This is a genomic window from Microbacterium sp. S1037 (genome assembly GCF_048381605.1).
Lineage (GTDB): Bacteria > Actinomycetota > Actinomycetes > Actinomycetales > Microbacteriaceae > Microbacterium > Microbacterium testaceum_B.
The window spans coordinates 812279-837237 of the sequence record NZ_JBLWIG010000002.1; the positions used below are offsets into that span (position 1 = coordinate 812279).

23 protein-coding genes are annotated in these 24959 nt (G+C 70.8%); 11 read left to right on the forward strand and 12 right to left on the reverse strand.

The window, feature by feature from the left end; all coding sequences use genetic code 11:
- Positions 1-136: 136 nt before the first annotated feature.
- Positions 137-1996, reverse strand: coding sequence for a DEAD/DEAH box helicase (locus ACMW4R_RS14605; RefSeq protein WP_418300272.1), 1860 nt, complete (start codon positions 1994-1996; stop codon positions 137-139).
- 601 nt (positions 1997-2597) lie between these two features.
- Between ACMW4R_RS14605 and ACMW4R_RS14610 the strand changes: the two genes are divergently transcribed.
- The 3 genes from ACMW4R_RS14610 to ACMW4R_RS14620 are packed head-to-tail and all read left to right on the forward strand — an operon-like array spanning position 2598 to position 4761.
- Positions 2598-3458 carry an SGNH/GDSL hydrolase family protein gene (locus ACMW4R_RS14610; RefSeq protein WP_058628780.1) on the forward strand — a complete coding sequence of 287 codons (861 nt, stop codon included), beginning with the start codon at positions 2598-2600 and terminating at the stop codon, positions 3456-3458.
- 5 nt (positions 3459-3463) lie between these two features.
- The gene (locus ACMW4R_RS14615; protein ID WP_418300227.1) at positions 3464-3997 is read left to right on the forward strand and encodes a DUF3806 domain-containing protein; all 534 of its coding nucleotides are present in this window, start codon (positions 3464-3466) and stop codon (positions 3995-3997) included.
- Positions 3994-4761 (forward strand): hypothetical protein, encoded by a 768-nt coding sequence (locus ACMW4R_RS14620; RefSeq protein WP_418300228.1) that lies wholly within the window; start codon positions 3994-3996, stop codon positions 4759-4761. Before ACMW4R_RS14615 ends, ACMW4R_RS14620 begins: the two co-directional genes overlap by 4 nt.
- 153 nt (positions 4762-4914) lie before the next feature.
- Here the strand turns inward: ACMW4R_RS14620 and ACMW4R_RS14625 are convergent, their stop codons facing one another.
- Together ACMW4R_RS14625 and ACMW4R_RS14630 are read right to left on the reverse strand one after the other, a co-directional pair.
- Positions 4915-5721 (reverse strand): TrmH family RNA methyltransferase, encoded by an 807-nt coding sequence (locus tag ACMW4R_RS14625; protein ID WP_418300229.1) that lies wholly within the window; start codon positions 5719-5721, stop codon positions 4915-4917.
- 129 nt (positions 5722-5850) lie between these two features.
- Positions 5851-7053: an amidohydrolase family protein gene (locus ACMW4R_RS14630; protein ID WP_418300230.1), complete on the reverse strand. Its 1203-nt coding sequence runs from the start codon at positions 7051-7053 to the stop codon at positions 5851-5853.
- Positions 7054-7131: 78 nt separating this feature from the next.
- On the opposite strand from ACMW4R_RS14630, the gene ACMW4R_RS14635 reads away from it, so the two are divergent.
- Positions 7132-7980 carry a Sir2 family NAD-dependent protein deacetylase gene (locus ACMW4R_RS14635; protein ID WP_418300231.1) on the forward strand — a complete coding sequence of 283 codons (849 nt, stop codon included), beginning with the start codon at positions 7132-7134 and terminating at the stop codon, positions 7978-7980.
- Between the two features lie 17 nt (positions 7981-7997).
- Here the strand turns inward: ACMW4R_RS14635 and ACMW4R_RS14640 are convergent, their stop codons facing one another.
- Positions 7998-8837, reverse strand: coding sequence for a PaaX family transcriptional regulator C-terminal domain-containing protein (locus ACMW4R_RS14640; RefSeq protein WP_058598079.1), 840 nt, complete (start codon positions 8835-8837; stop codon positions 7998-8000).
- 108 nt (positions 8838-8945) lie between these two features.
- Here ACMW4R_RS14640 and ACMW4R_RS14645 point away from each other — a divergent pair, with 108 nt between their 5' ends.
- The 4 genes from ACMW4R_RS14645 (at position 8946) to ACMW4R_RS14660 (ending at position 13574) form a co-directional block, all read left to right on the forward strand.
- Positions 8946-10436 (forward strand): FAD-dependent monooxygenase, encoded by a 1491-nt coding sequence (locus ACMW4R_RS14645; protein ID WP_418300232.1) that lies wholly within the window; start codon positions 8946-8948, stop codon positions 10434-10436.
- Positions 10433-12100, forward strand: coding sequence for a (2,3-dihydroxybenzoyl)adenylate synthase (locus tag ACMW4R_RS14650; RefSeq protein WP_418300233.1), 1668 nt, complete (start codon positions 10433-10435; stop codon positions 12098-12100). The genes ACMW4R_RS14645 and ACMW4R_RS14650 overlap by 4 nt, the downstream gene beginning before the upstream one ends.
- 64 nt (positions 12101-12164) lie before the next feature.
- Positions 12165-12776 carry a flavin reductase family protein gene (locus tag ACMW4R_RS14655; RefSeq protein WP_418300234.1) on the forward strand — a complete coding sequence of 204 codons (612 nt, stop codon included), beginning with the start codon at positions 12165-12167 and terminating at the stop codon, positions 12774-12776.
- Positions 12777-12941: 165 nt separating this feature from the next.
- Positions 12942-13574, forward strand: coding sequence for a hypothetical protein (locus ACMW4R_RS14660; protein WP_418300235.1), 633 nt, complete (start codon positions 12942-12944; stop codon positions 13572-13574).
- A gap of 39 nt (positions 13575-13613) precedes the next feature.
- Here ACMW4R_RS14660 and ACMW4R_RS14665 read toward each other — a convergent pair whose 3' ends face one another.
- The 3 genes from ACMW4R_RS14665 to ACMW4R_RS14675 are packed head-to-tail and all read right to left on the reverse strand — an operon-like array spanning position 13614 to position 16317.
- Positions 13614-14399, reverse strand: coding sequence for a maleylpyruvate isomerase family mycothiol-dependent enzyme (locus ACMW4R_RS14665; RefSeq protein ID WP_418300236.1), 786 nt, complete (start codon positions 14397-14399; stop codon positions 13614-13616).
- Positions 14396-15220, reverse strand: coding sequence for a fumarylacetoacetate hydrolase family protein (locus ACMW4R_RS14670; protein ID WP_418300237.1), 825 nt, complete (start codon positions 15218-15220; stop codon positions 14396-14398). Before ACMW4R_RS14670 ends, ACMW4R_RS14665 begins: the two co-directional genes overlap by 4 nt.
- Complete coding sequence (locus ACMW4R_RS14675; protein ID WP_418300238.1) at positions 15217-16317, reverse strand: cupin domain-containing protein; 1101 nt, start codon at positions 16315-16317, stop codon at positions 15217-15219. Before ACMW4R_RS14675 ends, ACMW4R_RS14670 begins: the two co-directional genes overlap by 4 nt.
- A 202-nt stretch (positions 16318-16519) precedes the next feature.
- Here ACMW4R_RS14675 and ACMW4R_RS14680 point away from each other — a divergent pair, with 202 nt between their 5' ends.
- Both ACMW4R_RS14680 and ACMW4R_RS14685 read left to right on the forward strand, forming a co-directional pair.
- The gene (locus ACMW4R_RS14680; protein ID WP_418300239.1) at positions 16520-17332 is read left to right on the forward strand and encodes an alpha/beta fold hydrolase; all 813 of its coding nucleotides are present in this window, start codon (positions 16520-16522) and stop codon (positions 17330-17332) included.
- 144 nt (positions 17333-17476) lie between these two features.
- On the forward strand, positions 17477-18064 hold the full coding sequence (locus ACMW4R_RS14685; RefSeq protein ID WP_058628770.1) for a histidine phosphatase family protein: 588 nt from the start codon (positions 17477-17479) through the stop codon (positions 18062-18064).
- Between the two features lie 84 nt (positions 18065-18148).
- On the opposite strand, the gene ACMW4R_RS14690 is transcribed toward ACMW4R_RS14685, so the two are convergent.
- The 4 genes from ACMW4R_RS14690 to pdhA form a co-directional block, all read right to left on the reverse strand.
- Positions 18149-19309, reverse strand: a complete 1161-nt coding sequence (locus tag ACMW4R_RS14690) for an acyl-CoA dehydrogenase family protein (protein WP_418300240.1) — start codon at positions 19307-19309, stop codon at positions 18149-18151.
- Entirely contained in the window at positions 19306-20925 is a 1620-nt protein-coding gene (locus tag ACMW4R_RS14695) for a dihydrolipoamide acetyltransferase family protein (RefSeq protein WP_418300241.1), read from the reverse strand. The genes ACMW4R_RS14690 and ACMW4R_RS14695 overlap by 4 nt, the downstream gene beginning before the upstream one ends.
- A 55-nt stretch (positions 20926-20980) precedes the next feature.
- Positions 20981-21982 (reverse strand): alpha-ketoacid dehydrogenase subunit beta, encoded by a 1002-nt coding sequence (locus ACMW4R_RS14700; RefSeq protein ID WP_418300242.1) that lies wholly within the window; start codon positions 21980-21982, stop codon positions 20981-20983.
- Between the two features lie 76 nt (positions 21983-22058).
- On the reverse strand, positions 22059-23174 hold the full coding sequence (pdhA, locus tag ACMW4R_RS14705; RefSeq protein ID WP_418300243.1) for a pyruvate dehydrogenase (acetyl-transferring) E1 component subunit alpha: 1116 nt from the start codon (positions 23172-23174) through the stop codon (positions 22059-22061).
- 176 nt (positions 23175-23350) lie between these two features.
- Between pdhA and ACMW4R_RS14710 the strand changes: the two genes are divergently transcribed.
- Complete coding sequence (locus ACMW4R_RS14710; RefSeq protein WP_058598068.1) at positions 23351-23824, forward strand: Lrp/AsnC family transcriptional regulator; 474 nt, start codon at positions 23351-23353, stop codon at positions 23822-23824.
- Positions 23825-23936: 112 nt separating this feature from the next.
- On the opposite strand, the gene ACMW4R_RS14715 is transcribed toward ACMW4R_RS14710, so the two are convergent.
- The gene (locus tag ACMW4R_RS14715; RefSeq protein WP_058628766.1) at positions 23937-24929 is read right to left on the reverse strand and encodes an EamA family transporter; all 993 of its coding nucleotides are present in this window, start codon (positions 24927-24929) and stop codon (positions 23937-23939) included.
- Positions 24930-24959 lie beyond the last annotated feature (30 nt).

Below are 24959 nucleotides of genomic sequence, written 5' to 3' on the forward strand. Positions count from 1 at the left end.
CGACTCGTGCAGGGTCCCCGAGGGCGCACGAGTACCTTCCGCCCCGCCGGTCATGCAGATGGACCACGCACCGGCGCGCCACCCCGCCGTCAGCCGGCGCCCTGGGGGACGACGCAGTAGCTCGTCGAGTCGAGAGTCAGGAGTGCACGCGCTTGCGCAGCAGGTCGATGCGCGCCTGCAGCTGCGCGACGGTCGCGTGCGATACGGCAGGCCCCCCGCAGAGGCGCCGGAGCTCGGCGTGGACGAGGCCGTGCGGCTCCCCGCTCTGCCGTGCGTAGAGACCGACCATCGTGTTGAGCAGCTGGCGCTGCTCTTTGAGCGTGCGGTGCAGCGGCGCGGGCAGCCCGCCTTCGTCGACGGAGGGCGGTTCGACGCCGTTCTCCTTCTCGTTCGCCTCGCGCGTGGAGCGGTGCCGCGACTGCCGCGTGGCGCGCGACATGAGCACCTCGTGCACCTGCTCGGGCTCGAGAAGGCCCGGGATGCCGAGGAACTCCTCCTCCTCGATGGTTCCAGGAACCGCGAGCTGGCCGAACTCCTGCCCGTCGAACATCACGCGGTCGAAGTGCGCGAGCGAACCCAGCGCCTGATACTCGAACTCCTGCTCGAGCGCGTCGGAGGCTTTGTCCTCGCGCTCGGCGGCATCCATCATGTCTTCTTCGGCGTTCCACTGGTCGTCCGCGTCGCTGTCGCGGTCGAGGGCGTGCTCGCGCTGGGCCTCCATCTCGCCGGCGAGGGCGAGCAGCTGGGGCACGTTCGGCAGGAACACGCTCGCGGTCTCACCGCGACGCCGCGCGCGGACGAAACGGCCGATGGCCTGCGCGAAGAACAGCGGCGTCGAGGCACTCGTGGCGTAGACGCCGACGGCGAGACGCGGGACGTCGACGCCCTCCGACACCATGCGGACGGCGACCATCCAGCGGCTCGTGCCCTTGGAGAACTCCTCGATGCGGCTCGAGGCCTCGGCCTCGTCGGAGAGGACGACGGTGACCTTCTCTCCCCCGATGTCTTCGAGGATGGCGGCGTAGGCGCGCGCGGCGGTCTGGTCGGTCGCGATGACCAGGCCACCGGCATCCGGAACCGTCTCGCGGACCTCGGTGAGGCGCCGGTCGGCCGAGCGGAGGACCGCGGGGATCCAGTCGCCGTTCGGGTCGAGCGCCGTGCGCCAGGCCTGGGACGTGATGTCTTTGGTGTTGTCCTGGCCGAGCTGGGCCTCCATCTCTTCACCGGCCTTGGTGCGCCAGCGCATCTGCCCGGCGTAGACGAGGAAGAAGACCGGCCGGACGACGCCGTCCTCGAGGGCACGTTTGTAGCCGTAGGCGTAGTCGGTGCGGGAAAGGCGGATCCCCTTGGAGTTGGGGTGGTATTCGACGAACGGGATGGGCGCGGTGTCGCTGCGGAACGGCGTTCCCGACAGCAGCAGCCGGCGGGTCGCTCGACTGTAGGCCTCGCGCAGAGCGTCGCCCCAGCTGAGGGCGTCGCCGCCGTGGTGCACCTCGTCGAGGATGACGAGGGTTCTGGCATCCATCGTCAGACGCTGGTGCACCTCGGCCTTGACCGCGACCTGGGCGTAGGTGACCGCGACGCCGTGGTACTGCCGCGAGGGCGTGGCGTGGCGGTTCGAGAAGAACGGATCGAGACGGATGCCGACCCGCGCGGCCGCCTCGGCCCACTGAGACTTGAGGTGCTCGGTGGGGGCGACCACGACGATTCGGTCGACGACGCGCCGACGCATGAGCTCGGACGCGAGGCGCAGGGCGAACGTGGTCTTACCGGCGCCCGGGGTGGCCGCGGCGAGGAAGTCGCGGGGGCCCTTGCCCACACCGTCGGGTCCGTCGGAGCCGAAGTACTGATCCAGTGCCTCGGCCTGCCACGCGCGCAGACGCTGCGCGGTTCCCCAGGGCGCACGCTGCGGGAACGAGGGCGAGAGGTGCTCGGCCGCGAACGACCCGAAGTGCGGCTCGGTGCTGTCGAGCGGAGCCGGGGCGTCGCCCGGCATCGGGTGGTCGGCAACGGGCGCGGTGGCGTGCGCGGGATCGACGGGAGCGGATGCCGCGGGCTCGATGCGCGCGGCAGCGGGAGACACGGGAGCGGGGCCCGGGCTCGCCGACGGGCCAGGGCTTGCGATGGGGCCGGGACTCGCGACCGGACCGGGACTCGCCACCAGGCCTGGGCTCGCGACCGGGCCAGGGCTGGCCACCGGGCCAGGGCTCGCAACCGGGCCAGGGCTCGCAACCGGGCCAGGGCTCGCGATGGGGCCGGGGCTCGCGATCTTCAGGGGCGCGCCGCCGTCGGCGGGCGTCGGAGGGTGTTCCAGGTTCTGGGTGCGGGCTTCGTCTTCCAGCATCGAACCTCCATCCCTCGCGAGCGCGAACATCAACGATAGGTCACCGCCGACCGGGCGTGCGCCGAGGTGTGGACGGATCGGCCCGCGCACCGGCCATAAACGCGATTCGCTCACATAAACGCGGGGAGAACGTGTTTCCACGCGTGGATCGCGTTTATGGGTGGGCAGCCGAGCGTACCCGCCGCGCCGCGCCCGCCGGCCGCGCCCCTTGCCGTGTCGGAGGCCGGGGTTAGCCTGGGGGTCGGAGGTTTCGATGACACTCGATCCGCACTCGCCCCGTACCTCGCCCTCGCCCGACAACGCCGGTCCACACCCATGGCGCCGCTACGTGGCGCTGGGCGACTCGTTCACCGAGGGCATCGGCGATCCCCTTCCCGACGGCGGACACCGCGGGTGGGCCGACCGCGTCGCCGAGGTCCTGGCGGCCCAGGTCGACGACTTCGCGTACGCCAACCTCGCCGTCCGCGGCAAGCTCATCGGGCAGATCGTCGCCGACCAGATCGAGCCGGCCCTGGCGCTCAAGCCCGACCTCATCACCTTCTCCGCGGGCGGAAACGACGTCATCCGCCCCGGAACCGATCCGGATGCCGTGGCCCAGCAGTTCGAGGACGCCGTCATCCGCCTGCGCCGCGACAACGCCACGGTCGTCGTGTTCACGGGCATCGACACGGAGTTCACGCCCGTGTTCCGCGGCATCCGGGGCAAGGTCGCGATATACAACGAGAACATCCGCGCGATCGCCGATGCGCACGATTGCGTCGTCGCCGACCAGTGGGGGCTGAAAGAGGTGCAGGACATGCGCTTCTTCGACGACGATCGCCTGCACTACAACCCCCTCGGCCACCACGAGGTCGCGCGCATGGTGCTGCGGGCGCTGAACGTCCCCAACGACCTCCAGCCGATGCAGCCCGAAGCGCTCGCGGCGACGACCTGGAGGGCCGCCCGCGAGAAGGATCTCGTGTGGGCACGGTCGTACCTCGTGCCGTGGGTTCTGCGCCGGCTCCGCCATCAGTCGTCGGGTGATCACGTGCTCGCGAAGCGCCCCGAGCCGCTCCCCGTGGTGACCCTCGCCCCGGGTCCGGATGCCGCGGCCTCACGCGGAACGCAGGTCTGACAGCCGTGGCGACGAAGGGCTTACGCGGGTTCTTCCGCGGTGCGCGGTCCGAGAGCCAGCCCCCGCCGCCGGTCTCCCCGTCCGTCGCATCCTCCGTCCCACCGACGGCACAGACCGAGGGGCCGATCTCGGTTCCCCTGTCGGCCGACCTCGCCGCCGAGATGGACGCGCGCCGAGAGTGGGTGTGGACGTCGGTGAGCGCCGACGCCCCGCTGGACCGGAGTGACAACCGCACCGCGCTCTCGGTGATCGCAGCTCTCGTCGCCGAGGTCCGTCCCGATGAGACGTGGAAGCTGCAGTCGCTGGGGATCGTCTTCGGCGACGTCCTCGCCCGCGTGACCGGCGCCGAGTGGGTGCAGGTCGACGACGAGCTGGGGAGCGATCCTGCGCTTCGGTTCGGCGGACCAGACGACCTCGCCTTCCCGATGACCATGATCTCCAAGCGGATGGAGGCGGGCGAAGATGTCGACGTCCTCGAGCTGTTCCGCGACGTGGCGACCGCGCTCGGCGAGGCGCAAGCGCAGGCGCAGGCGCAATGAGTGACGCCGAGGGACGCCCCACCGTCGAGCTACCCGAAGCCGTTCTCGCCCTGCTCGCCGCCGCCGACGCCGACACCCTCCTGCGCGATGCCGAGTCGCTCGCGACGGGGCTGGCTGACGCGGGGTGGACGCCCGACGTGGAGAGCGGTCGCTTCGCTGCTGGCGGCTGGGACCTCCTGTCGTCCGCTTGGGCGCCGAATCTCTCGGTGTTCTTCGAGGGCGAGGAGGACGAGGTGCGCGTACGGGCGCAGGCCGTGGCATCCTTCCTCACCTCCCGAACGGACCGGTGGGCGTTTCACACCGAAGGCGACGACTGGTCGGGGTGGCCGCTGGACGACGTGCGGTGGACCGAGGGTGACTGGATGGCCGCCCATCCCCTGGAATGGCACGGCGGTGGCGTCGTCATCAGTCTGTATCTTCAGCCCGACTATCGACCGGGCAAGATTCTGGCCCCCGCGAATCTGCACGTCGGGGTCGACCGCGCCGACACCCCGCCCGAGGGACTCCCCCGCGACGACGAGCGGGCTCGTCGCGTGGTGCGCGACGGGTCGGTCGTCGACCGGTGGTTCCTGGCCGGGGAGCACGATCTGCCCGACGACGTGATCGCCGCACTGGAGAACGACCCCGATTCGCGCGTGCGCGTCGCCGCGGAGTCGGAACGCTGGTACCGCGAGCGCACGATCATCGGCCCGCCCCCGACGGTCGACGAAGACCGACCAGGCCCCGGCCACGAGCAGCCTCCCGCTCGTTTCGCTCCGCGATAGCACGACGTCCCGCGGCGACGGACTTCCGTGCCTCGAACGTGGGACGCCTCGCGGAGAGCACGGATGCCGCTGCGAACCTTCGCCTCCGCCAGAGCGAGAGCCTCGCCCGCGCCCACCCGCTGGCGCCACGGGAGCGCGCGTCGAAGAGTGAAGTCAGCGCCGCCCGCGCCCCAGCTCCCACAGTGCGACGGCGCTCGCCGCGGCGACATTGAGAGAGTCCACTCCCCCGGCCATCGGGATCGTCACGACCGTGTCGGCGGCGGCGAGCGCACCGCGGCTCAGCCCGTCGCCCTCGGCGCCCATCAGCAGGGCGACGCGCTCGTGGCCCGCGGCGGAGAAGGCGTCGAGCGTGACGGCGTCGTCCGAGAGGGCGAGGGCGGCGAGGTGCAAACCTGCCGCATGCAGCAGCGGTTTGGCCTCCGACCACTCGGGGAGCCGCGTCCACGGCACCTGGAACACCGTGCCCATGCTCACGCGCACGCTCCGCCGGTAGAGCGGATCCGCACAGCGCGGCGTGACGAGCACGGCGTCCGCCCCGAGGGCCGCAGCGGAACGGAACGCCGCCCCGATATTGGTGTGATCGACGATGTCTTCGAGCACCACGACCAGCCGCGCGTCCTTGACGACCTCTTCGACGGATGCCAACGCCGGGCGATGCATGGATGCCAGCAGCCCGCGGTGCACGGTGTACCCCGTGACCTGCTCGGCGACCTCGGCCGGGACGACGTAGATCTCGGCATCCTCCCCCGCCAGCGCGAGGGCATCGGCGAGGAACTTCTCCTGTACCAGGACCGACCGCGGACGGTGCCCGGCACGGAGCGCGCGGTCGAGGACTTTCGACGACTCCGCGATGTACAGCCCGCCCGCGGGCTCGGTCACCCGCCGGAGCGACACGTCCGTGAGATCGCGGTAGTCGGCGAGGCGCGGGTCGTCGGCGGAGTCGAGTGGGATGACGGGCATCCGTCCATCGTGCCAGCCCCCGCGCGCCCGCGGCCTCGGGTCCGCCTCACTGTCGAGTGTCCACAACACGCCGTGACGCCCGTGCGCTTCACGGCGTGTCCTGGACACTCAACGGGAAGGGCAAGGGGGCTACGCCACGTGCAGCACCCGCCCGCCGCCGACGACCAGGGCGCGTTCGGGCACGCGGACGAGCGCGTCCATCGGGTTCTCGGCATCCACCAGCACGACGTCGGCGCGCGCTCCCTCGACGAGGTCGTGCTGGTCACGGCCGACGGCCCAGGCGCCGGCGGTCGTCGCGAGCCGCACGACGCGGAGCAGATCCTCGTCGCGGACGAGTCCCGCGGCCCGCGCGTACTGCCACGCGATGCCGAGCGTGTCGCCCGTGCCGTAGGGGCTCCAGAGGTCGCGGATGCCGTCGGTGCCGAACGCGAAGCGCACGCCGGCGGCGTCGAGCTCGGCGAGGGGCAGCTGCGGGAGCCGCAGGGGTGCGACCGTCGTCATCGTGACCCCGACCTCCGCCATCGCGGCCAACAGGTCGCGACGGTGCGAGGGGGCCAGCTGGGCGACCGCGAAGCCATGCGCGATGTTCACGCGATCACGCAGGCCGAGCCGTGACGCACGGTCGACGAGCAGCTCGATCTGGAACGCACCGAGCTCGGCGGGGTCGTGCAGGTGGATGTCGACACCGACCCCGGTGTCGGCGGCGAGCGCGGTGATCGCGTCGATCTGTCCGACCGGGTCGCGGTCGATGGTCGCCGGGTCGAGCCCGCCGATCGCGTCGACGCTCGGCCGGGTCGCGGCATCCCGCAGCGAGTCGAGCACACCGGGGCGACGAAGGACGCCGTCTTGCGGAAACGCGACGATCCGCACGTCGAGCGCACCCTCGTAGGCTGCGGCGGCTTCTTCGACCGACTCGATCCCGCGCAGCCCGACGCCGGTGTCGACGTCGACGTGCGTGCGGATCGCCGTGGTGCCGTGACGCACGAACTCGCGCAGGACGTGCGCGGAGCGTTCGAGCGAGGGGATGCCGAGGGCCTCGCGTTCGGCCCGCTCGTGGCGGATGCGCCCCTCCGTGGTGCCCTCGCCGCCGTACGACTGCCACGGCAGGCCCCACCAGGACTTGTCGACGTGGGCGTGGGCGTTCACGATGCCCGGCAGAGCGAGCAGGCCACGCCCGTCGAACTCCCGGACACCGATCGGCGCGGACCCCGCGGGGGTGACGGCGGTGATGATTCCGGCATCCATCGCGATGTCGACCGGCTCTCCACCCCACGGTCGCACGCGGCGGAGGCAGGTGATGTCGAGCATGGCGGGTGGGGGGAGAGCGCTCATCCCTCCAGTATCGACGGCGTTCCGGTGCGCGTCCGGTGGGTGACGGCCCGCCCTAGACTCGATACGACGGAGGTGCGCATGACCGACACGACGAAGGATGCCGAGTCCCTGGCATCCATCGATCGGGCCGTCGAGGTGCTTGCGGGTCGCCGGATCGCGGTGCTCACGGGCGCGGGCGTGTCGACGGATTCGGGCATCCCCGACTACCGCGGAAAGGGTGCTCCCACCCGCACTCCGATGACGGTGCAGCAGTTCCTCTCCAGCGCTGAGGCCCGCCGCCGGTACTGGGTGGGCAGCCACCTGGGGTGGAAGGTCTTCGCCGCGGCCGAACCCAACGACGGCCATCGCGCTCTGGCCGATCTCGAAGCGGCGGGGGTGTCGAACGGCGTCGTGACGCAGAACGTCGACGGTCTGCACGTGCGCGCGGGCAGCGGGCGGGTCGTCGAGCTGCACGGCACGATGCGCCGCATCGGCTGCCTGCACTGCGGGCAGATCTTCGACCGCCGCGACCTCGCCGAGCGCATCGAGGTCGAGAACCCGTGGATCACCGCCCCCGAGAACGTCGAACTCGGCCCCGACGGCGACGTCGCCCCGACCTCGGCGGAGGGTTTCGTCGTCCCGGTCTGCTCGGTGTGCGGCGGCACGCTGAAGCCCGACGTCGTCTTCTTCGGCGAGTACATCCCGGTCGAGAAGTTCCGCGAGGCCGAGCAGCTCGTGCACGCGAGCGAAGCGCTCGTCATCGCGGGGTCGTCGCTCGTGGTGAACTCGGGCATCCGCCTCGTGGAGCGCGCGCGCCGACGGCGCCTTCCCGTCGTCATCATCAACCGCGGCGAGACCCGCGCGGATCGTCGCGCCGCGGTCAAGGTCGACGGCGGCACGACGCCCGTGCTGCGCGCGTTCGCGGAGCGGTTGCCGGGACTGCTCTGACGCCTCGGCCGCGACGACTACGTCCCGCGGGTGAAACCGACCGCCCCGCCCTCGAGGAACGCTCGGTGCGCCCCCCGCACACGCAGCCCGGTGAGGCGTTCGATCGCGGCCGTCGCGCGGTCGCGCAGCTCGCCGTGGCGCCGTACGAACACCTCGTGTGCGCGCGGCGCGTTCCACCCCGCGGGGAGGAGAACGCTCGGCAGGTCGGGGTCGGTGAAGGGGAATCGGCGGTAGTCGTCGGTCAACCGCACACGCGCCACGAGGGCGTCGTCATCGTTCGCCTCGGACGCGGCCACGTCGTGAGTGTGCACGAAAGCGCCGTAAAGCGAGTCGAGGGCGGCGAGGTCCCACCCGCGGGCCGCGATCGAGCGGTCATGATCGAGGTCGCCCGTCCGGCTGACGAACACGTCCGAGCCCACTCCGTTGGCCTCCATCAGCTCTCTCGCCGCGGCCGCGCGGTCACCGGGGGCGATCCAGACGGCGGGCTGCAGCTGACCGAAGCCCAGCCAGGTGAGGCTCTTGCGCATCTCATCGCGCGCCGAGCGATCACCCGCGCGTGTGGCGATGAGCGTCCATTCCCCGCTCCAGTCGCCGGCGACGTGGCGGAAGATGCGCTCACGCCCCTCATCGAGCAACTGCCACGCTTTCGGCGACAGGACGTAGGTCGTGAGCCTTCCGTCGCGACGCGTGTCGAACCAGCCGTCGGCGCGTAGGCGCGACATGACCACGCGGGTGGTGGCCGGCTCGATGTCGAACAGCTGCAGGACGTCACTGAGCCCGCGCAGGGGAACCTCGCCGTCGCCGCAGTAGCGGAAGTAGTCCCCGAAGAGCGTGAAGACGAGGGAGCGGGGGCGCATGCGAGAACGTTACCGGAGATGAATGTAACGAAGCTATGGCGGAGAACGCACTTGTGTTGCATACTCATTGCGTCGTGACGGATCGACATCTTCAGCAAGGAGGCTGACATGCGTATCGCGATCATCGGAGGCGGTCCCGGCGGCCTTCTCTTCGCCGCCCTGGCCGCGCGGAACATCCCCCGCGCGGAGGTGGACCTGTTCGAGCGCAACCGCGCCGACGAGGCGTTCGGCTTCGGCGTCGTGTTCTCGGACGCCACGCAGAGCGGAGTGGATGCCGCGGACTCGGCGCTGCGGGAGACCCTCGACGCCTCGGGAGTGAGGTGGGACGCCATCCGCGTCAGCGCGAAGGGCGAGACCATGACATTCGGCGGCAACGGCATGGGCGCCGTGTTGCGAAAGGATCTTCTCGCGGCCCTCCAGCGGCGCGCCGCGGACGCCGGCGCCCACCTGCACTTCTGCACCCCACGGCGCGTCGACGAGCTCGACGATTACGACGTGATCGTCGCCGCGGACGGCGCGAATTCCCAAACCCGCGCCACGATCGGCGACGACACCCTGGGCGTGACCTACGAGACCGCCGCCGCCAAGTTCATCTGGTTCGCGACCGACGCACCCTTCGAGGGACTGACCTTCTTGCACACGCACGCCGACGGCCTGCCGGAGGACGTGGCCGGGGTCTTCGCCGCGCACGCGTACCCGATCGGCGGGGGCCTGTCGACCTTCATCGTCGAGACCGACGAGGACACCTGGCGCGCCGCCGGACTCGACGGGTTCGATCTCTCCACTCCCCCGGGGCCGAGCGACGAGCACAGCCAGAAGCGCCTCGAGCAGATCTTCGCCCCGCTCATCGACGGCGCGCGCCTCATCGGCAACAACTCGCGGTGGGGCAATTTCCGTACGATCCGCGCGCGCAGCTGGCACCACGGCAACGTCGCCCTGCTCGGTGACGCCGTGCACACCGCTCACTTCTCGGTCGGCAGTGGCACGAAGATGTCGCTCGAGGACGCCATCGCCCTCGCCGACGCGCTCGCCGCACACCCCGACGACATCGATGCCGCATTTCTCGCCTACGAGGCGGTCCGGCAGCCGCAGGTGGCCCGCATCCAGGGCGCGGCCCGACCGAGCCTGTCGTGGTGGGAGAACTTCGGCACCTACTTCCACGCCTTCGAGCCCTGGCAGTTCGGGTTCCACTTCTTCTCGCGCGCCCTCCCCGCGGCGAAGATCGCCCGACGTGATCCGGATGCCCTGCGCCGAGCGCTCGATCGGTGGCAGAGCCGGCACGGGGCGCCACCGTTGGAGTCCGCCGTCACGGGGCTCCTCGATCGACGCGTGGTCGACCGCGATGACCTGCCCCCTGTCGTCACCGTGGCGGCGGGTGACGGCATCCGACCCGACGACGCCGTGCGCGAGGCCCTCGCCTCCCACCGCGATGCCGCCGCGGTGCTGGTCACCGGGGGCAGCGCTCTCGACCGTCAGCTCATCGCCGAAGCAGCACGCCTGCGCCACGGCGTGGCGGCGATCATCGACGAGCCCGATTGCGACGAAGATCGTGCCATGACCCTGGTGCTCTCGGGCCGTGCGGATGCGGTGCTGCGATGAGGACGCGGGAGGGGACGACGCCCTGGCCCGCCGAGATCGTCGAACGCTACCGCACCGCGGGGCTGTGGCAGGGCCGCACCCTGGGTGACGCGTTCGCCGAGGCCGCGCACGTGCACGCCGACCGCATCGCGCTGGTCGACGACGCGGTGTCGCTCACGTACGCCGAGGTGCACGACCGGGTCGAGGCCTGCGCGGCGCGCCTGATCGATCGGGGACTCGCCCCCGACGACCGGGTCGTGGTGCAGCTGCCCAATCACTGGACGTTCGTGGTCCTGACGCTGGCGTGCCTGCGGGTGGGCATCGTGCCGGTGATGGCGCTGCCCGCCCACCGCGAGCACGAGCTGCGACACCTGGTCTCGGCATCCGAAGCGGTCGCTCTGGTCACCCCCGACTCGCTCCGCGGCTTCGACCACCTGGCGCTTGCCCGCACTCTCCGCGCGTCGAGCCCGACGGTGCGGGATCTCATCGTCCTCGGCGACACGACCCCCCAGCCCGACACCGTCAGCCTCACCGCGTTGTGCGCGCCCTCCGACGAGGCCACCCGCACCCGCCGGCTGCCGACTCCGGATGCCGCGGACGTCGCGGTGTTCCTTCTGTCAGGCGGAACGACGGGCCTGCCCAAGCTCATCGCCCGCACGCACGACGATTACCTGTGCAACATCGTCCTCACGTCGCCTCCCTCGGCGGTCGACCGCGACACCGTGTACCTCGTGACGCTGCCGATGGGCCACAACTTCCCGCTCGCGTGCCCCGGGATTCTCGGCACCCTGCTGGCCGGCGGCACCGTCGTCCCTCTCGGGTCCCCCCGGCCGGAACGTGCCTTCGCGGCGATCGAACGACACGGGGTCACTCACACCGCCGCGGTGCCCGCGGTCGTCGCCTCGTGGCTGGATCACGCCGCCGTGGAGGGATTCGACGCGCTGCGGAGCCTGCGCGTGCTGCAGGTCGGCGGCGCGCGCCTGGCCGACGAGCTCGCGGAGCGTGTCGTGCGCGGGTTTCCCGGGACGCTGCAGCAGGTCTTCGGCATGGCCGAGGGGCTCATCAACGTCACGCGCCTCAACGATCCGATCGAGGTCGTCGTCGGCACACAGGGGCGGCCCGTGTCGTCCTTCGACGAGTTGCGCGTGGTCGATGAGACGACCGGTCTCGAGGTCGCCGCGGGCGAACCCGGCGTGCTGCTCACCCGCGGGCCGTACACGCCGCGCGGCTACTACGACGCCCCCGAGGCGAACGCCCGGTCCTTCACCCCCGACGGCTTCTACATCACCGGCGACATCGTGCGTCAGCGCCCCGACGGCAATCTCGTCGTCGAGGGCCGCAGCAAGGACATGATCAACCGCGGCGGCGAGAACATCTCCGCCGAGGAGGTCGAGAACCTCGTGTACGGGCTGGCTTCGGTGCGGCTCGCGGCCGCGGTCGCCATGCCGCACGACACCCTCGGCGAGACGGTGTGCCTGTTCGCGGTCCTGCATGACGGGCACGAGCTCGATCTCGGCACGGTACGCGCGCACTTCGACGCATCGGGGGTGGCGGCGTTCAAACGCCCCGACCACCTCGTCACCGTCGAGGAACTGCCCCTGACGAAGGTCGGCAAGATCGACAAGAAGGCGCTGCGGGAGCGTCTCGCGGACGAGCTCACGGCATCCGAGAGGCTCTCGCGATGATCACCGCGCACGCGCTCCGCACACGGTTCTCCGCCGAGCTCGGGCCTACCGGAAAGGTCCTCTGATGTTCATCGACGCCGCCGCCCTCTCCCCCGCCGACACCTACCGTCTGCTCGTCGGCTCCGTCGTTCCGCGCCCGATCGCGTGGGTGACGAGCGGGCGCGACCCGGTGAACCTGGCGCCCTTCAGCTCGTTCACCTGGGTGAGCCAGCACCCCGCGATGCTCGGTTTCACCGTCAATCGGCGCGCGAACGGCCGCAAGGACACGATCCGCAACATCGAGGAGCAGGGCGAGTTCGTCGTGAATATCGCCGATGAGCCCCTCCTCGAGGCGCTGCACGCGAGTTCCGAGTGGATGCCGCCGGACGTCGGCGAGGCAGACCGCCTGGGGCTCGCGCTCGCGGAGTCGCGGGTGATCGGCGTCCCGGGCCTCGCCGACGCCCCGGTCCGCATGGAATGCCGCTATCACTCCACCACCGCGTTCAGCCCGACCGGCGGCGAGTTCGTCGTGGGTACGGTCGTGAGCTGGACCGTACGCGACGACGTGGTGCGGATCGGGTCGACGGGTGCGGCCAGCATCGACACGGCGCTTCTCCGACCGATCGGGCGCCTGGCCGGTCCGCGCTACACCCCGCTCGGCGAGGTGGTGGAGCTGCCGGCGGTGCCAGGCGGGTGAAACCCCCTCCGTCGTGAGGGAGTTCAAAGGGGCCTATCCGTCCGGCGTCCGAGCACGTCCTACCTTTCCCTCTAGATGAAACGGGAGAGAAGGACACGGCACATGCATGAGTTGTCATCACCGAACGCGGACAGGTGGGCGACGCTGAGGTCTGCGGTGCGACGATTGGCGCGCATTCTGCTGGCCCCGGCGGCAGGATTGCCCGTCACATGGCTAGCAGTCATCGTGCTCACAGCCGCCGCCTGCGGACCGCGCGCGGCGGGAATCCTGACGATGGGAAGCCTCAGCCTCATGCTTCTCCTCATGCTGGCCTTGGCCGCATACATGCCGCCGTCCAAACCGTTCCGTGAGACCTCGGAGTTGGCGGCGCGGGTGACCGACCTGGTGAAAGTGTCCGCCGGAGCGGCTCTTTTCGGGGCGGCCGCCGCGTACGGCGGCGTCGTCGGCGCCGTGATGGATACGATTCCCCTGAACGACGCGGCCTCACCTGCCACGGCGTGGAGCGCGACGTGGCCGATCGTCGCGGGCGCGACGCTCATCGGAAGCTCCGTCGTAGGCGTGCGACTGGGATGGGACTTCCGCCGTTCAGGTCACCGCTCTCGCCTCTTGGCGCTAGGCAAACTGCGAGCGTTGCTCCCTCATCCCGCGGCGCGGCGGCATCCGGCCGTCCGTTGGCTGGCGGATGTCGTCATCACAGCAAGCCGCTCCGGCACCTTCGTTCTCGTCGGATATCTGTCGCCTGTCATCATCCTGGGAGACATCACTCTGAGCATCGGATACCTCGAGCTCAACACATGAGAATGGCGACCCCTCGCCGAGCCGCCACTCTCAACCCCGTCAGAACCAGCGCGCGATCTCCGGCAATTCCCCGCCGCCCACGACCCGCAGGCGACGCGCCCCGCGACCGGCGAGCCAGCGCGCCAGATCCGCCGCCGCCCCCTCGACCTCCGGACCGTTCTCGCCGTACGAACCCGGCGAGTCCTCTCGGTCCGTGGCGCGGAGCACGACGGCGCCGGGCTCGCTCCGGCGCGTCCAGGCGCGCAGCACGTCGGCGACGATCCCGTCGATCATCTCGGGTGGAAAGTCCAGGAACGATCCGCCGTTGTCGAGGTCGACCGCGTGCACCCACACCTCTTTTGCGCGCATCCACGCCGTCTCGCGCGCGGGCACCGTGCGTCCTTGAGCGGTGACGACCTCGGCATCCCACTGTTCGTCGGTCAGATCGCGCCACTCGACGTCGAGGTGCACCGCGGCGTGGTCGACGAGATGACGCAGCGCTCGCGTCGGCAGGGTCGCTCCGAGGACGATCTCGTCCCACCGTTGCGTGTCGGAGGAATACATCCGGTTCTCGATGCCCGTGCGAGCCCACTCCACCAGGCGCGCGACAGCACGGGCGTTGTAGCCAACGTGCGCGACCAGGTGCCGACGCGACCATCCGGGCAGCAGGCTCGGTGCGTCGAGGTCGGCGTCGTCGAGCTGCATGAGACGGCGGGCGAAGTACGCCGTGCCCCGCCGGGCGAGATCGAGGTGCGCATGCGGGGCGGCTTCGGCGTCGTATCGCGCGCCGGCACCTTGACGTTCCCGCAGCGCGATCTGTTCGGGCGTCAGCTCCCCCGCCGTCACGGCTCCTCCGTGACGAACCGATTGCGCAGGATCCCGATCCCGTCGATCGTCACCTCGACCACGCTCCCGGATGCCAGATACTCGCGAGGTTCACGCGCATGGCCCACGCCGCCGGGCGTACCCGTGAGGATGACGTCGCCCGGACGCAGCGTCGTGATCGTGGAGACGTATCGCACGAGGTCGACGGGCCCGTGAACGAGGTCGTGGATGTCGCCCACCTGCTTCTGCACACCGTCGACCGTGGTGGTCATTCGAGCGTCCGAGGGGATCTCCTCGGGGGTCGCGAGCACGGGCCCGAGGGGCGTCGAGCGCTCCCACATCTTGCCCTGCAGCCACTCGCGGGTGCGGAACTGCCAGTCACGCATCGAGACGTCGTTCGCGATCGTGTAGCCGGCGATGGCGTCCTCCGCCTGCTCGGCGGAAGCGCGACGCACGGTGGAGCCGATGACGACGGCGAGCTCGCCCTCCCAGTCGATCTCGGGACTTTCGACCGGCAGAGCGATCTCCTCGCCCGCCGCCGCGAGCGTGTCGGAGAACTTGGCGAAGAGCACCGGGTACTCGGGCAGTTCGCGCTTCATCTCGAGGATGTGGGCTCGGTAGTTCAGGCCCACGCACACGATCTTGCTCGGTGCGAGGATCACGGGCGCGAAGTCCACGGCATCCAGATCGACGACCGGGCCCTCGATGCCCGCCACGGCCGACACGGAGCCGGCCCGCAGCACGTCGCCGACGTCGGCGAAGGGCTCCAGCACGACGGCTCGACTCCCGTCCGCGCGGGCCGCGGCGGTGGCCCCCTTCCAATGCAGGGTCATCAGCTTCATCGGTCGGTCTCCTCTTCGAACTCGCGGTACAGCCCCAGCCCCTCGAAGATGGGCGTGTCGCTGAAGTGGAACAGGTCCAGGCGGGTCTCCGCCTGCACGCGGAAGCGGCACCAGCTCGGCACGACGAAGATGTCTCCGTGCTCGACGGTGTGCTCGGTGTCGCCCAGCAACACGCGTCCGGTTCCCTGGAACACCTGGTAGACGTTCGACCCGACCTCTTGGCGCACCGGCGTCGACGCGCCCTCGCGCAGGCGATGGAACTGCGCGCGGATCGTGGGCATGACGTCGCCGCCGGTCGTCGGGTTGGCGAAGCGCACGGCCGCGTGGCCGGGGCCGACCGTAGCCGGCATCCCCTCGCCCTCCAGCAGGAGCTGGTCGGTGAGTGCGGCGTCGGTGTGCTCCCAGCGGTAGGCACCGATGGGACTCGAGACGGTGCGCCGGAGGCCCGCGAGCGGCAGCAGTCCCGGGTGAGCCCAGAGACGCTCGGAGCGCGAGAAGTTGGGGGTCGCTTCGTCGGTCACCCGCTCCGACCCGAACTCGAAGAAGCCGGAGTCCATCTGGTAGGCGAAGGGGATGTCGAGCCCGTCGATCCAGGTCATCGACTCATCGGTCTCGTTGTGGTGGCCGTGGAAGTGCCACCCCGGGGTCAGCAGGAAGTCGCCGCGGCTCATGCGCACCGGGTCTCCGTTGACGACGGTCCAGACGCCCTCGCCGGAGGTGACGAAACGGAAAGCGTTCTGCGAGTGTCGGTGCTCGGGCGCCGTCTCGCGCGGACCGAGCTGTTGGATCGCGGCCCACAACGTCGGCGAGATGTACGCGCGCCCGCCCATCCCGGGGTTGGCGAGGCCGATGGCACGTCGCTCGCCGCCCCGACCGACCGGGACGAGGTCGCCGGCGCGTTCCGCCAGCGGCCGCAGGGCTCTCCACCGCCACACCCACGGCAGGGCCTTCGGCTGCGGCGTCTGCGGCATGAGGTCGTCGAGCTGCGTCCACAACGGGATGAGATGGTTCTCCTCGAATCCGCGGTACAGGGCACGCAGCTCGGGAGTGTCCTCAGGCTGCATCGCATTCTCGACCGGGGTCACGGTCTCGCTCATCGGTCCTCCTCGACATGAACTCCCCTCCAGGTTGCATTACTCATGCGTGTTGCGCAACGGGTTTTTGTCACACATACGAATAAAGCGAGACATTTCTCTTGCGCCAGACGCAAATGTGTTACACCATGTCGCCACGGGATGCCGCGGCACGGCGCCGCGGGCCCGGTGAGAGCATCGACGCCCATCTGCAAGGAGGCAGAGCATGTCCGAACTCGAGCACCACGAGACCACCTCGTCCGATGGGACGCCCATCGCCTACTTCCGTCGAGGGGCCGGCCCCGCTCTCGTCGTCACGCACGGAAGCATCGCGACGAAGGAGCAGTGGATCCCCGCCAGCGAAGCCCTCGCCGAGCACGTGACCCTGTACGTCTACGACCGTCGCGGCCGAGGCGGCACGGGCGACACGGAGGAGTACTCGCTCGCCCACGAGGTCGCCGACATCGCCGCGATGATGGAGGTGGCCGGCCCCGGAGCGCACCTGCTCGGTCATTCGTTCGGAGCGCTGGCAACCCTCGCATACGCGCGGGAGCACGGCCTGGGCGGAGGGACACTCGTCGCGTACGAGCCGCCGCTGGCCGTGCAGGGCGCGGTCGCGGGCGACCGCCTGGCGGGGTATCGCGAGCTGGTGGATGCCGGCGACCTCGACGGCGCACTCGAGTACGCGCTCGTGAACTTCGTCCGCGTGCCGGCCGAAGCGATCCCCTTCATCCGCGAGACGCCGCTGTGGGGTGCGAGCGTGCCACTCACCCCGACGTGGGTGCGCGAGCTCGCCGAGATCGATGCCCTCGGCAACGACCTGACCCCGTACGCCGAGATCGACGACCCGACCCACCTCATCGCGGGGACGGCGACCACGTCGTTCCTGTATCAGTCCGCGCACGACCTGGTCGAGGTCATCCCGAACGCCGGCATCACCGACATCGAAGGGGCCGACCACTTCGCGCACCTCGCGGATCCGCAGGGCTTCGCCCGCGTGGTCGCGGAAGCGCTGAACATCCCCGCGGTCGCGCGTTAGCGCATCCCCGAATCTCGGCCCCCGGCGCACACCCGACCGCGCCGGGGGCCGTTCCAGGGCACCGCGCCACGGTCTCGCGGCGGGGCTCGCCTCGACCGCACCTGTCCGCGGCTCGCCGCCCGCCCCAGCGGTTAGGCTCGAGGAGTGACGATCCTGACCCTCGTGCGACACGGTGAGACCGACTGGAACTCCGGGGGCCGCATCCAGGGCTCGACCGACATCCCCCTGAACGACACCGGACGCGCCCAGGCCCGCGAGCTCGCCGAGACCCTGGCCGCCGAGTACGCGGGGCGCGACGTCGTCATCGTCTCGAGCGACCTCTCCCGGGCGGCAGAGACCGCCGACATCCTCGCCGACGCCCTCGGCACCACGGTGAGCCGCCGGATGCCAGGACTCCAGGAACGCTCCTACGGCGACGCCGAGGGCATGGACGCCCCCACCTTCTACGAGACGTACGGCCCGTGGCACGCCGCCGACGTGCCGGGCGCGGAGACCTGGCCGGTGGTGCGGGAGCGTGCGCTCGCCGCGCTCGCCGAGGCCGTGGCATCCGCTCCCGAAGGAGCTGATGTCATCGCTGTCGCGCACGGCGCGCTCATCCGTGAGGTCATCATGTACGCCACCGACGGCGCCTTCCCCCGCGAAGGTGAGAGGCTGCCGAACTGCTCGGCGACGACGTTCCGCCTCGACGGAGACCGCTGGGAGATGCTCGCGTACGCGGGCGTCGCGAGCTGAGACCGACACCGTCGTCCCCCGCGCCGGCTCCGCGCGTCGCGAGCTGATCGTGCCGCGCGCGCGGGCATCGCGACCGCGACCCCCTCAGCTCAGCCCCAGCGCCCGCGAGATCACCATGAGCTGCACCTCGGTCGTGCCCTCGCCGATCTCGAGGATCTTCGAGTCGCGGTAGTGCCGGGCGACCGGGTACTCGTTGATGAAGCCGTTGCCACCGAACACCTGCGTCGCGTCGCGGGCGTTGGCCATCGCGGCGTCGCTCGCCGTCATCTTCGCGACGGCCGCGTCGACCGAGAACGGCTTCCCGGCGTCGCACAGGCGTGCCGCGTGCACCCAGGCGAGCCGCGCCGTGTGGACGCGGGCGTGCATGCGCGCGAGGAGGAACTGGATGCTCTGGCGCGTGGACAACCGTTCCCCGAACACCGTGCGGCTGCGCGCGTAGTCGACGGCGGCTTCGAGGCATCCCTCCGCTGCCCCCGTGGCGAGGGCTGCGATCGCCACGCGTCCCTCGTCGAGCGTGCGGAGGAAGTTCTTGAAGCCCTGTCCGCGCTCACCGAGGAGGTTCGCCTCGGGAACGCGCACGCCGTCGAACGTCAGCGGGTGCGTGTCGGAGGCGTTCCAACCGACCTTGTCGTAGGCGGGGCCGACCGTGAATCCGGGTGTGCCGTTCGGGACGATGATCGTCGAGATCTCGGGCCGCTCCCCCGTGCGCCCGGTCACAGCCGTGACGGTGACGAAGCGGGTGATCGCGGTGCCCGAGTTGGTGATGAACTGCTTCGACCCGTCGATCACCCACTCCCCGCCCTCGAGCCGCGCCGTCGTCCGGGTGGCCCCGGCGTCGCTGCCGGCCTCGGCCTCGGTGAGACCGAAGCCCGCCAGGGCACGACCGGCGACGAGGTCAGGCAGATACTCCGCCTTCTGCGCGTCGGTGCCGTATCGGAACAGCGGCATCGCACCGAGGCCGACGCCCGCTTCGAGCGTGATCGCCATCGACTGGTCGACGCGGGCGATGCCCTCGATTGCGACGCACAGACTCGCGTAGTCACCTCCCTGACCGCCGACCTCCTCCGGGAACGGCAGACCGAACAGTCCGATCTCGCCCATCTGGGTCACGAGATCGAGCGGGAGCTCGTGCGCGCGGTCGGCTTCGTAGGAGCGAGGCGCGATGACGTCGTCGGCGAACTCGCGGACCATGGCGGCGAGTTCGCGCTCGTCGTCGGTGAACGCCTGCTGGGTGTCGATGCTCACAGGAAGTCTCCTCCTCGAGGGCGGGGAAACAGCATGGCTCGGCCGGGTTCGCGGAGGACGCCGGCGACATCGGCGAGGAACCGCGCCGCTTCCGCTCCGTCGACCAGACGGTGGTCGAACGAGAGACTGAGTGTGAGCACGTCTCGCAGGGCGATCTCGCCGTGATGCTCCCACGGGGTGCGCCGCACGGCGCCCACCGCGAGGATGCCCGCCTCACCGGGGTTGAGGATCGGGGTCCCGGCATCCACTCCGAAGACCCCGACGTTGGTGATCGAGAACGTCCCGCCTGTCATGGCGGCCGGTGCCGTCCGGCCCGCGCGAGCGGTCGCGGCGAGCTCGGCGATCGCGTCGGCGAGGTCGATGAGCCCGAGGGTGTCGGCATCCGGGATCACCGGCACCACCAGCCCACGCTCGGTCGCGGCGGCGATCCCGAGGTTGACGTAGTGGTGCTCGATGATCTCGCCCGCGGTCTCGTCCCATCTCGCGTTCAGCGCGGGCGTCCGTCCGAGGGCGAGGCACACCGCCTGGGCGACGATCGCGAGCACGCCGATGCGATGTCCGTCGAGGGCACGATCGGTCTTGAGGGATGCCAACAGCTCGGTCGTCGCGGTCACGTCGAGCGTGAGGAACGTCGTCGCATGCGGAGCGGTGAACGCGCTCTGCACCATCGCGGCGGCGGTGTGCTTGCGCACCCCGCGGATCGGCGTGCGCGTGACGCGCGCGTCCGAGGGGCGGTCGGCGCGAGCGGGTGCGAAAGGACTGGCCGGGGGGACCGTCGACGCGGAGGGAAGGGTGTCGGTGACCATGCCGGGCACCTGTGCTTCCGTGGGGGTGCGTGCCGCGAACTCCTCGACGTGCGCGCGGGTCACCGTCTCACCCGGGTGGGCTGCGGCGACGACGACGAGGTCGACACCGAGGTCTCTCGCGAGCTTGCGGACGGGCGGCGTGGATCGCGGGCGTTCGAGGGGCAGGTCGATCGGCCCGGTGCGCAGCACGTCGTGCGGCGCGGCCTCGCGCACGGCGGTGTCACCGTCGAGGACAGCCGTGGCGCCGCCCCGCGCTCGCCGCCGCGGCCGGCTGCCCGATGAGGGTGCAGCCCCGTACCCAACGAGGTTCGGGGTGGCCTTCTCGGACTCGCCGCGTGCCGTCGCGCTGAGATCGTCCGCGACACGCCGCTCGGACGCCCCCGACACCGGCGTGTCGGCCACGACCTCCGCCTGACGGCTCGCGCCCGCGGCCGAGGCCCCCTGTGCCGTCGCGCGGACATCGTCCGCGGCACGCCGCTCGGACGCCCCCGACACCGGCGTGTCGGCCACGACCTCCGCCGGACGGCTCGCGGGCGAACCCGTTTCCACCGCGGCCGGGCTCTCGGCATCCGACCCCACCGCGAACGACACCAGCGGCGAACCCACCGCGACGACGTCACCCGCTGCGGCGTGCAGCCCCTGCACGGTGCCCGCGTACGGGGAGGGGATCTCGACGATCGCCTTGGCCGTCTCGACCTCGGCGATCGTCTGGTTGAGCGTGACCTCGTCGCCCTCGGCCACGTGCCACTGCACGATCTCGGCCTCGGGGAGACCTTCGCCGAGGTCGGGAAGGCGGAATTCCGCGATCATCGAACGCCCCCCTTCGCCTCGACGACACCCGATGGTTCAGCACAGCATTCCCGGATCATCGCAGCACCCCTTCCTCGCGCTCCAGCACCCGATCCACGGCGAACAGGATCCGGTCCAGGTCCGGCACGTGGTGCTTCTCGAGCTTCGAGGGCGGGTACGGGATGTCGTGCCCGGTCACGCGTTGCGGGGGCGTCTCGAGGTAGTGGAAGCACTGCTCCGTGATGCTCGCGACGAGCTCCGCTCCGACGCCGGCCTCTCGGGCCGCCTCGTGGGTGACGACGACGCGGCCGGTCTTGCGGACGGATGCCGCGACGGTGTTCATGTCGATCGGCGACAGCGAGCGCAGGTCGATGACCTCGAGCGAGACGCCCTCGTCCTCCGCGGCGAGCGCGGCATCCAGGGCCGTGCGCACCTGCGCCCCGTAGGTGACGATCGTCGCGTCGGTGCCCTCGCGGGCTACGCGGGCGAGGTGCATCGGCGGGGCGTCGGCCAGATCGGCATCCAGGTCGACCTCACCCTTCGAGTGGTACAGGCGCTTCGGCTCGAAGAAGATGACGGGATCCTCGGATGCCACTGCCTGACGCAGCATCACGTAGGCGTCCTGCGGGTTGCTGGCGGCGACGACACGGAGCCCCGCCGTGTGGACGAAGTACGCTTCGGGCGACTCGGAGTGGTGCTCGGCGGCTCCCACTCCCCCGGCCCACGGGATGCGGATGACCAGTGGCATCCGGATCCGTCCGTTGCTGCGGTAGTGGAGTTTGGCGACCTGACAGACGATCTGGTCGAAAGCCGGATACACGAACCCGTCGAACTGGATCTCGACGACCGGACGGTAGCCCCGCAGGGCCAGACCGACGGCGGTGCCGACGATGCCCGCCTCGGCGAGCGGGGTGTCCACGACGCGCTGCGCGCCGAATCGCTGCTGCAGGCCGTCGGTCACGCGGAAGACGCCGCCGAGCTTGCCGATGTCCTCGCCCATGAGCAGGACCCTGTCGTCGTTCTCGAGTGCTTTCGCGAGGCCCGCGTTGATCGCGGCGCCGAGAGTCAGGGCGGTCATCTCGACATCTCCTTGTCGTCGTTCTCGAGTGCTTTCGACAGGCCCGCGTTGATCGCGGCGCCGAGCGTCAGGGCGGTCACTTCTCGAACCCCGCGAGGTAGTCGACGTACTCGGCCTTCTGACGGTCCAGACCCGCGTGCGGCTCGGCATAGACGTGGTCGAACATCGTCTCGGGCGCGCGCGTCGTGGCGCCGATGCACGCCGCACGGACCTCGGCGGCGAGCGCGTCGGCGGCCCGCGCGACCTCGTCGAGCCCGGAGTCGTCGAGGATCCCCTCGGCCCGCAGGTACGCCTCGAGCCGCTCGATGGGGTCGCGCTGCGCCCAGGCCTCGACCTCGCCGGGCTCCCGGTAGCGGGTCGGGTCGTCGCTCGTGGTGTGCGGACCCATGCGGTAGGTCACCGCCTCGATGAACGAGGGCCCCTCCCCGCGTCGCGCGCGATCCAGCGCCCACCGCATCGCGGCGACGCACGCGAGCGCGTCGTTGCCGTCGATCCGCAGACTCGGGATGCCGAACCCCGGCGCCCGGCCCGCGATGGGGTACTTCGCCTGGACGGTGACGGGTTCCGAGATCGCCCACTGATTGTTCGAGCAGACGAAGACGACCGGGGCGCGGAACGAGGAGGCGAAGACCATCGCCTCGTTGACGTCACCCTGGCTCGTGGCTCCGTCGCCGTAGTACGCGACGGCGACGTCGGTCGACCCGTCGCGCTGCGCACCCATGGCCCACCCGGTGGCGTGCAGCGACTGCGCGCCGATGATGATCTGGGGTGGAGCGGCGTTGATAGTGGTGTGGTCGTAAGCGGAGTGCTCCTCCCCGCGCCAGGCGAGCACGTAGTCCGCGGGCTGCGCGCCGCGTCCGAGCAGCACTCCGTGCTCGCGGTAGCTCGGGAAGACGAAGTCGCCGGGTGCGAGAGCAAGGGCGGTGCCGACCTGCACGGCCTCCTGACCGCGGCACGGTGCCCACAGGGCGAGCTGGCCCTGTCGCTGGAGCGCGACGCCCTCGGCATCCAGTCTCCGGGTGAGGACCATGTCGCGGTGGAGGGCCCGCAGCTCGTGCGGCGAGAGGTCCGACACCCACGGGTCGAGGGTGGCGTCGGCGACGCGGGAGCCGTCGGGCTCGAGCAGCCTCAGCAGCTCGCCCTGGTCGGGGACCCCTCCGGTGAGCGAGTCCTGGGTCTGGGTGTACGTCATCGTCATCCCTCCAGCTGCGGCCCGGGCTCCTCGTGAGAGCCGGGGCGTTCCGGGTGCCGGCTACGTCGCCGACACGGCCGACCGTACGCGTGGAAGGCAGGGCGCTCAAGACCTGGGTAGATAACTCAGCATTCTGCGCACTATCGAGGGTCGGCGCCCTGCTATTGTTTCGCACCATGAGCAAGCTCGACGCCGTGGACCTCGACCTCCTCCGCGCCCTGTCCGCCGATCCGCGTGCCACCGTCGTCGCGCTCGCCGAGAAGCTCGGGCTCTCGCGCAACACGGTCCAGGCCCGCATGAGCCGACTCGAACGCGGGGGCGTGTTCCTGTCGTACGAGCGCACGCTGTCGGCCGAGGCCCTCGGGTTCCCGATCGAGGCGTTCCTGCAGGTGACGGTGCGTCAGGCCGAGCTTCCCGCGATCCGCGAGGAGCTCGCGAAGGTTCCCGAGGTACTGCAGGCGCACGGGCTCAGTGGCCAGGTCGACTTGCTCGTGCGGGTGGCGTGCCGCGACACCCAGCACCTGTTCGACACCGACGCGCGCATCCTCGCGATCGAGGGCGTCGAACGTACCGAGACGTCGCTCGTGATGGGCGAGGTCATCGGGTACCGGGTGGGGCCGCTGATGGATCTCGCGCGCGACGAGATCTAGCCGCGCCCCGCATGCGTCCGAAATCCCTGAGCTCGTCGAAGGGACCGGAACCCGCGCTGCCCCTGTTCCCAGAGTCCCTGAGCCCGTCGAAGGGACCGGAACCCGCGTCAGCTCACGGCGCCGGCACCACCGGGATGCTCGCCGTCTCGGTCTTCGGTTCGGCCGGGCTCCCGGCATCCAACCGCACGAGCACGACGCCCACGAGGATGAGCGCCCCACCCGCGAACTGGATCGGAGCGGGGGTCTCGCCCAGCAGCAGCCAGGCGAACCCGAGGGCGAAGAGCACCTCGCTGAGGCCGACGAACGACGCCAGGCGCGAGCCGATCAGCGGCACCGCGATCACGCCGAGCGCGTAGCCGAGAGTCGTCGCCACGGCCCCCACCCAGAGCAGGGGCAGGATGCCGGGAACCTGAAGACCGGCGAGCGAGACCGTGATCGAGGGTGCGGCGAAGGGAAGGATGCCGGTGGCCACGAGGATCCCCATGAGAAGCGCCCCGACGATCAGCCCTCCCGCGGCGAGGGCCAGCGGCGGGAGATCATCGCCCGCGCGTCCGGCGATCACGAAGTACGCCGCCGCGCACACCGCGGCGCAGAGCGCGAAGACGGTGCCGAGGAGGTCGAACCGTGCACCGCTGATGTCGACCACGAGCACGAGGCCCGTCATCGCGACGACCGACCCAATGAGCACCGCTGTCGATGGGGCTCGACGGGTGCGGACCCACACCGCGATCACGATGAGCACCGGCGCGATGTACTGGATGAGCAGGGCGACGGCCACCGGCATCCGCTGCATCGCGGCGAAGTAGAACAGCTGGCACCCGGCGACGGCGGTGAGTCCGAACGAGACGATCAGCAGACCGTGACGGCGGAGGAACCCGCGCTGACGACGGATTGCGACGACGAGAGCGGGCGAGAGCAGGAGCGCAGCGACGCTCATCCGCACGAGGAGCACCGTGCCGAGCGACCACCCGCCGTCGAGGAGCGGCTTCACGAACGGGCCGCTGCTCGAGAACGCGAGCGCGGAGGCGACCGCGATGGCGAGGCCCGTGACGGCGCCGGAGCCACGGTGAGTGGGGCGAGGGAGGGTGACGGACGACGTGGTCATACGGGCCTGCTGTCAGGAGTGAAGAACGTT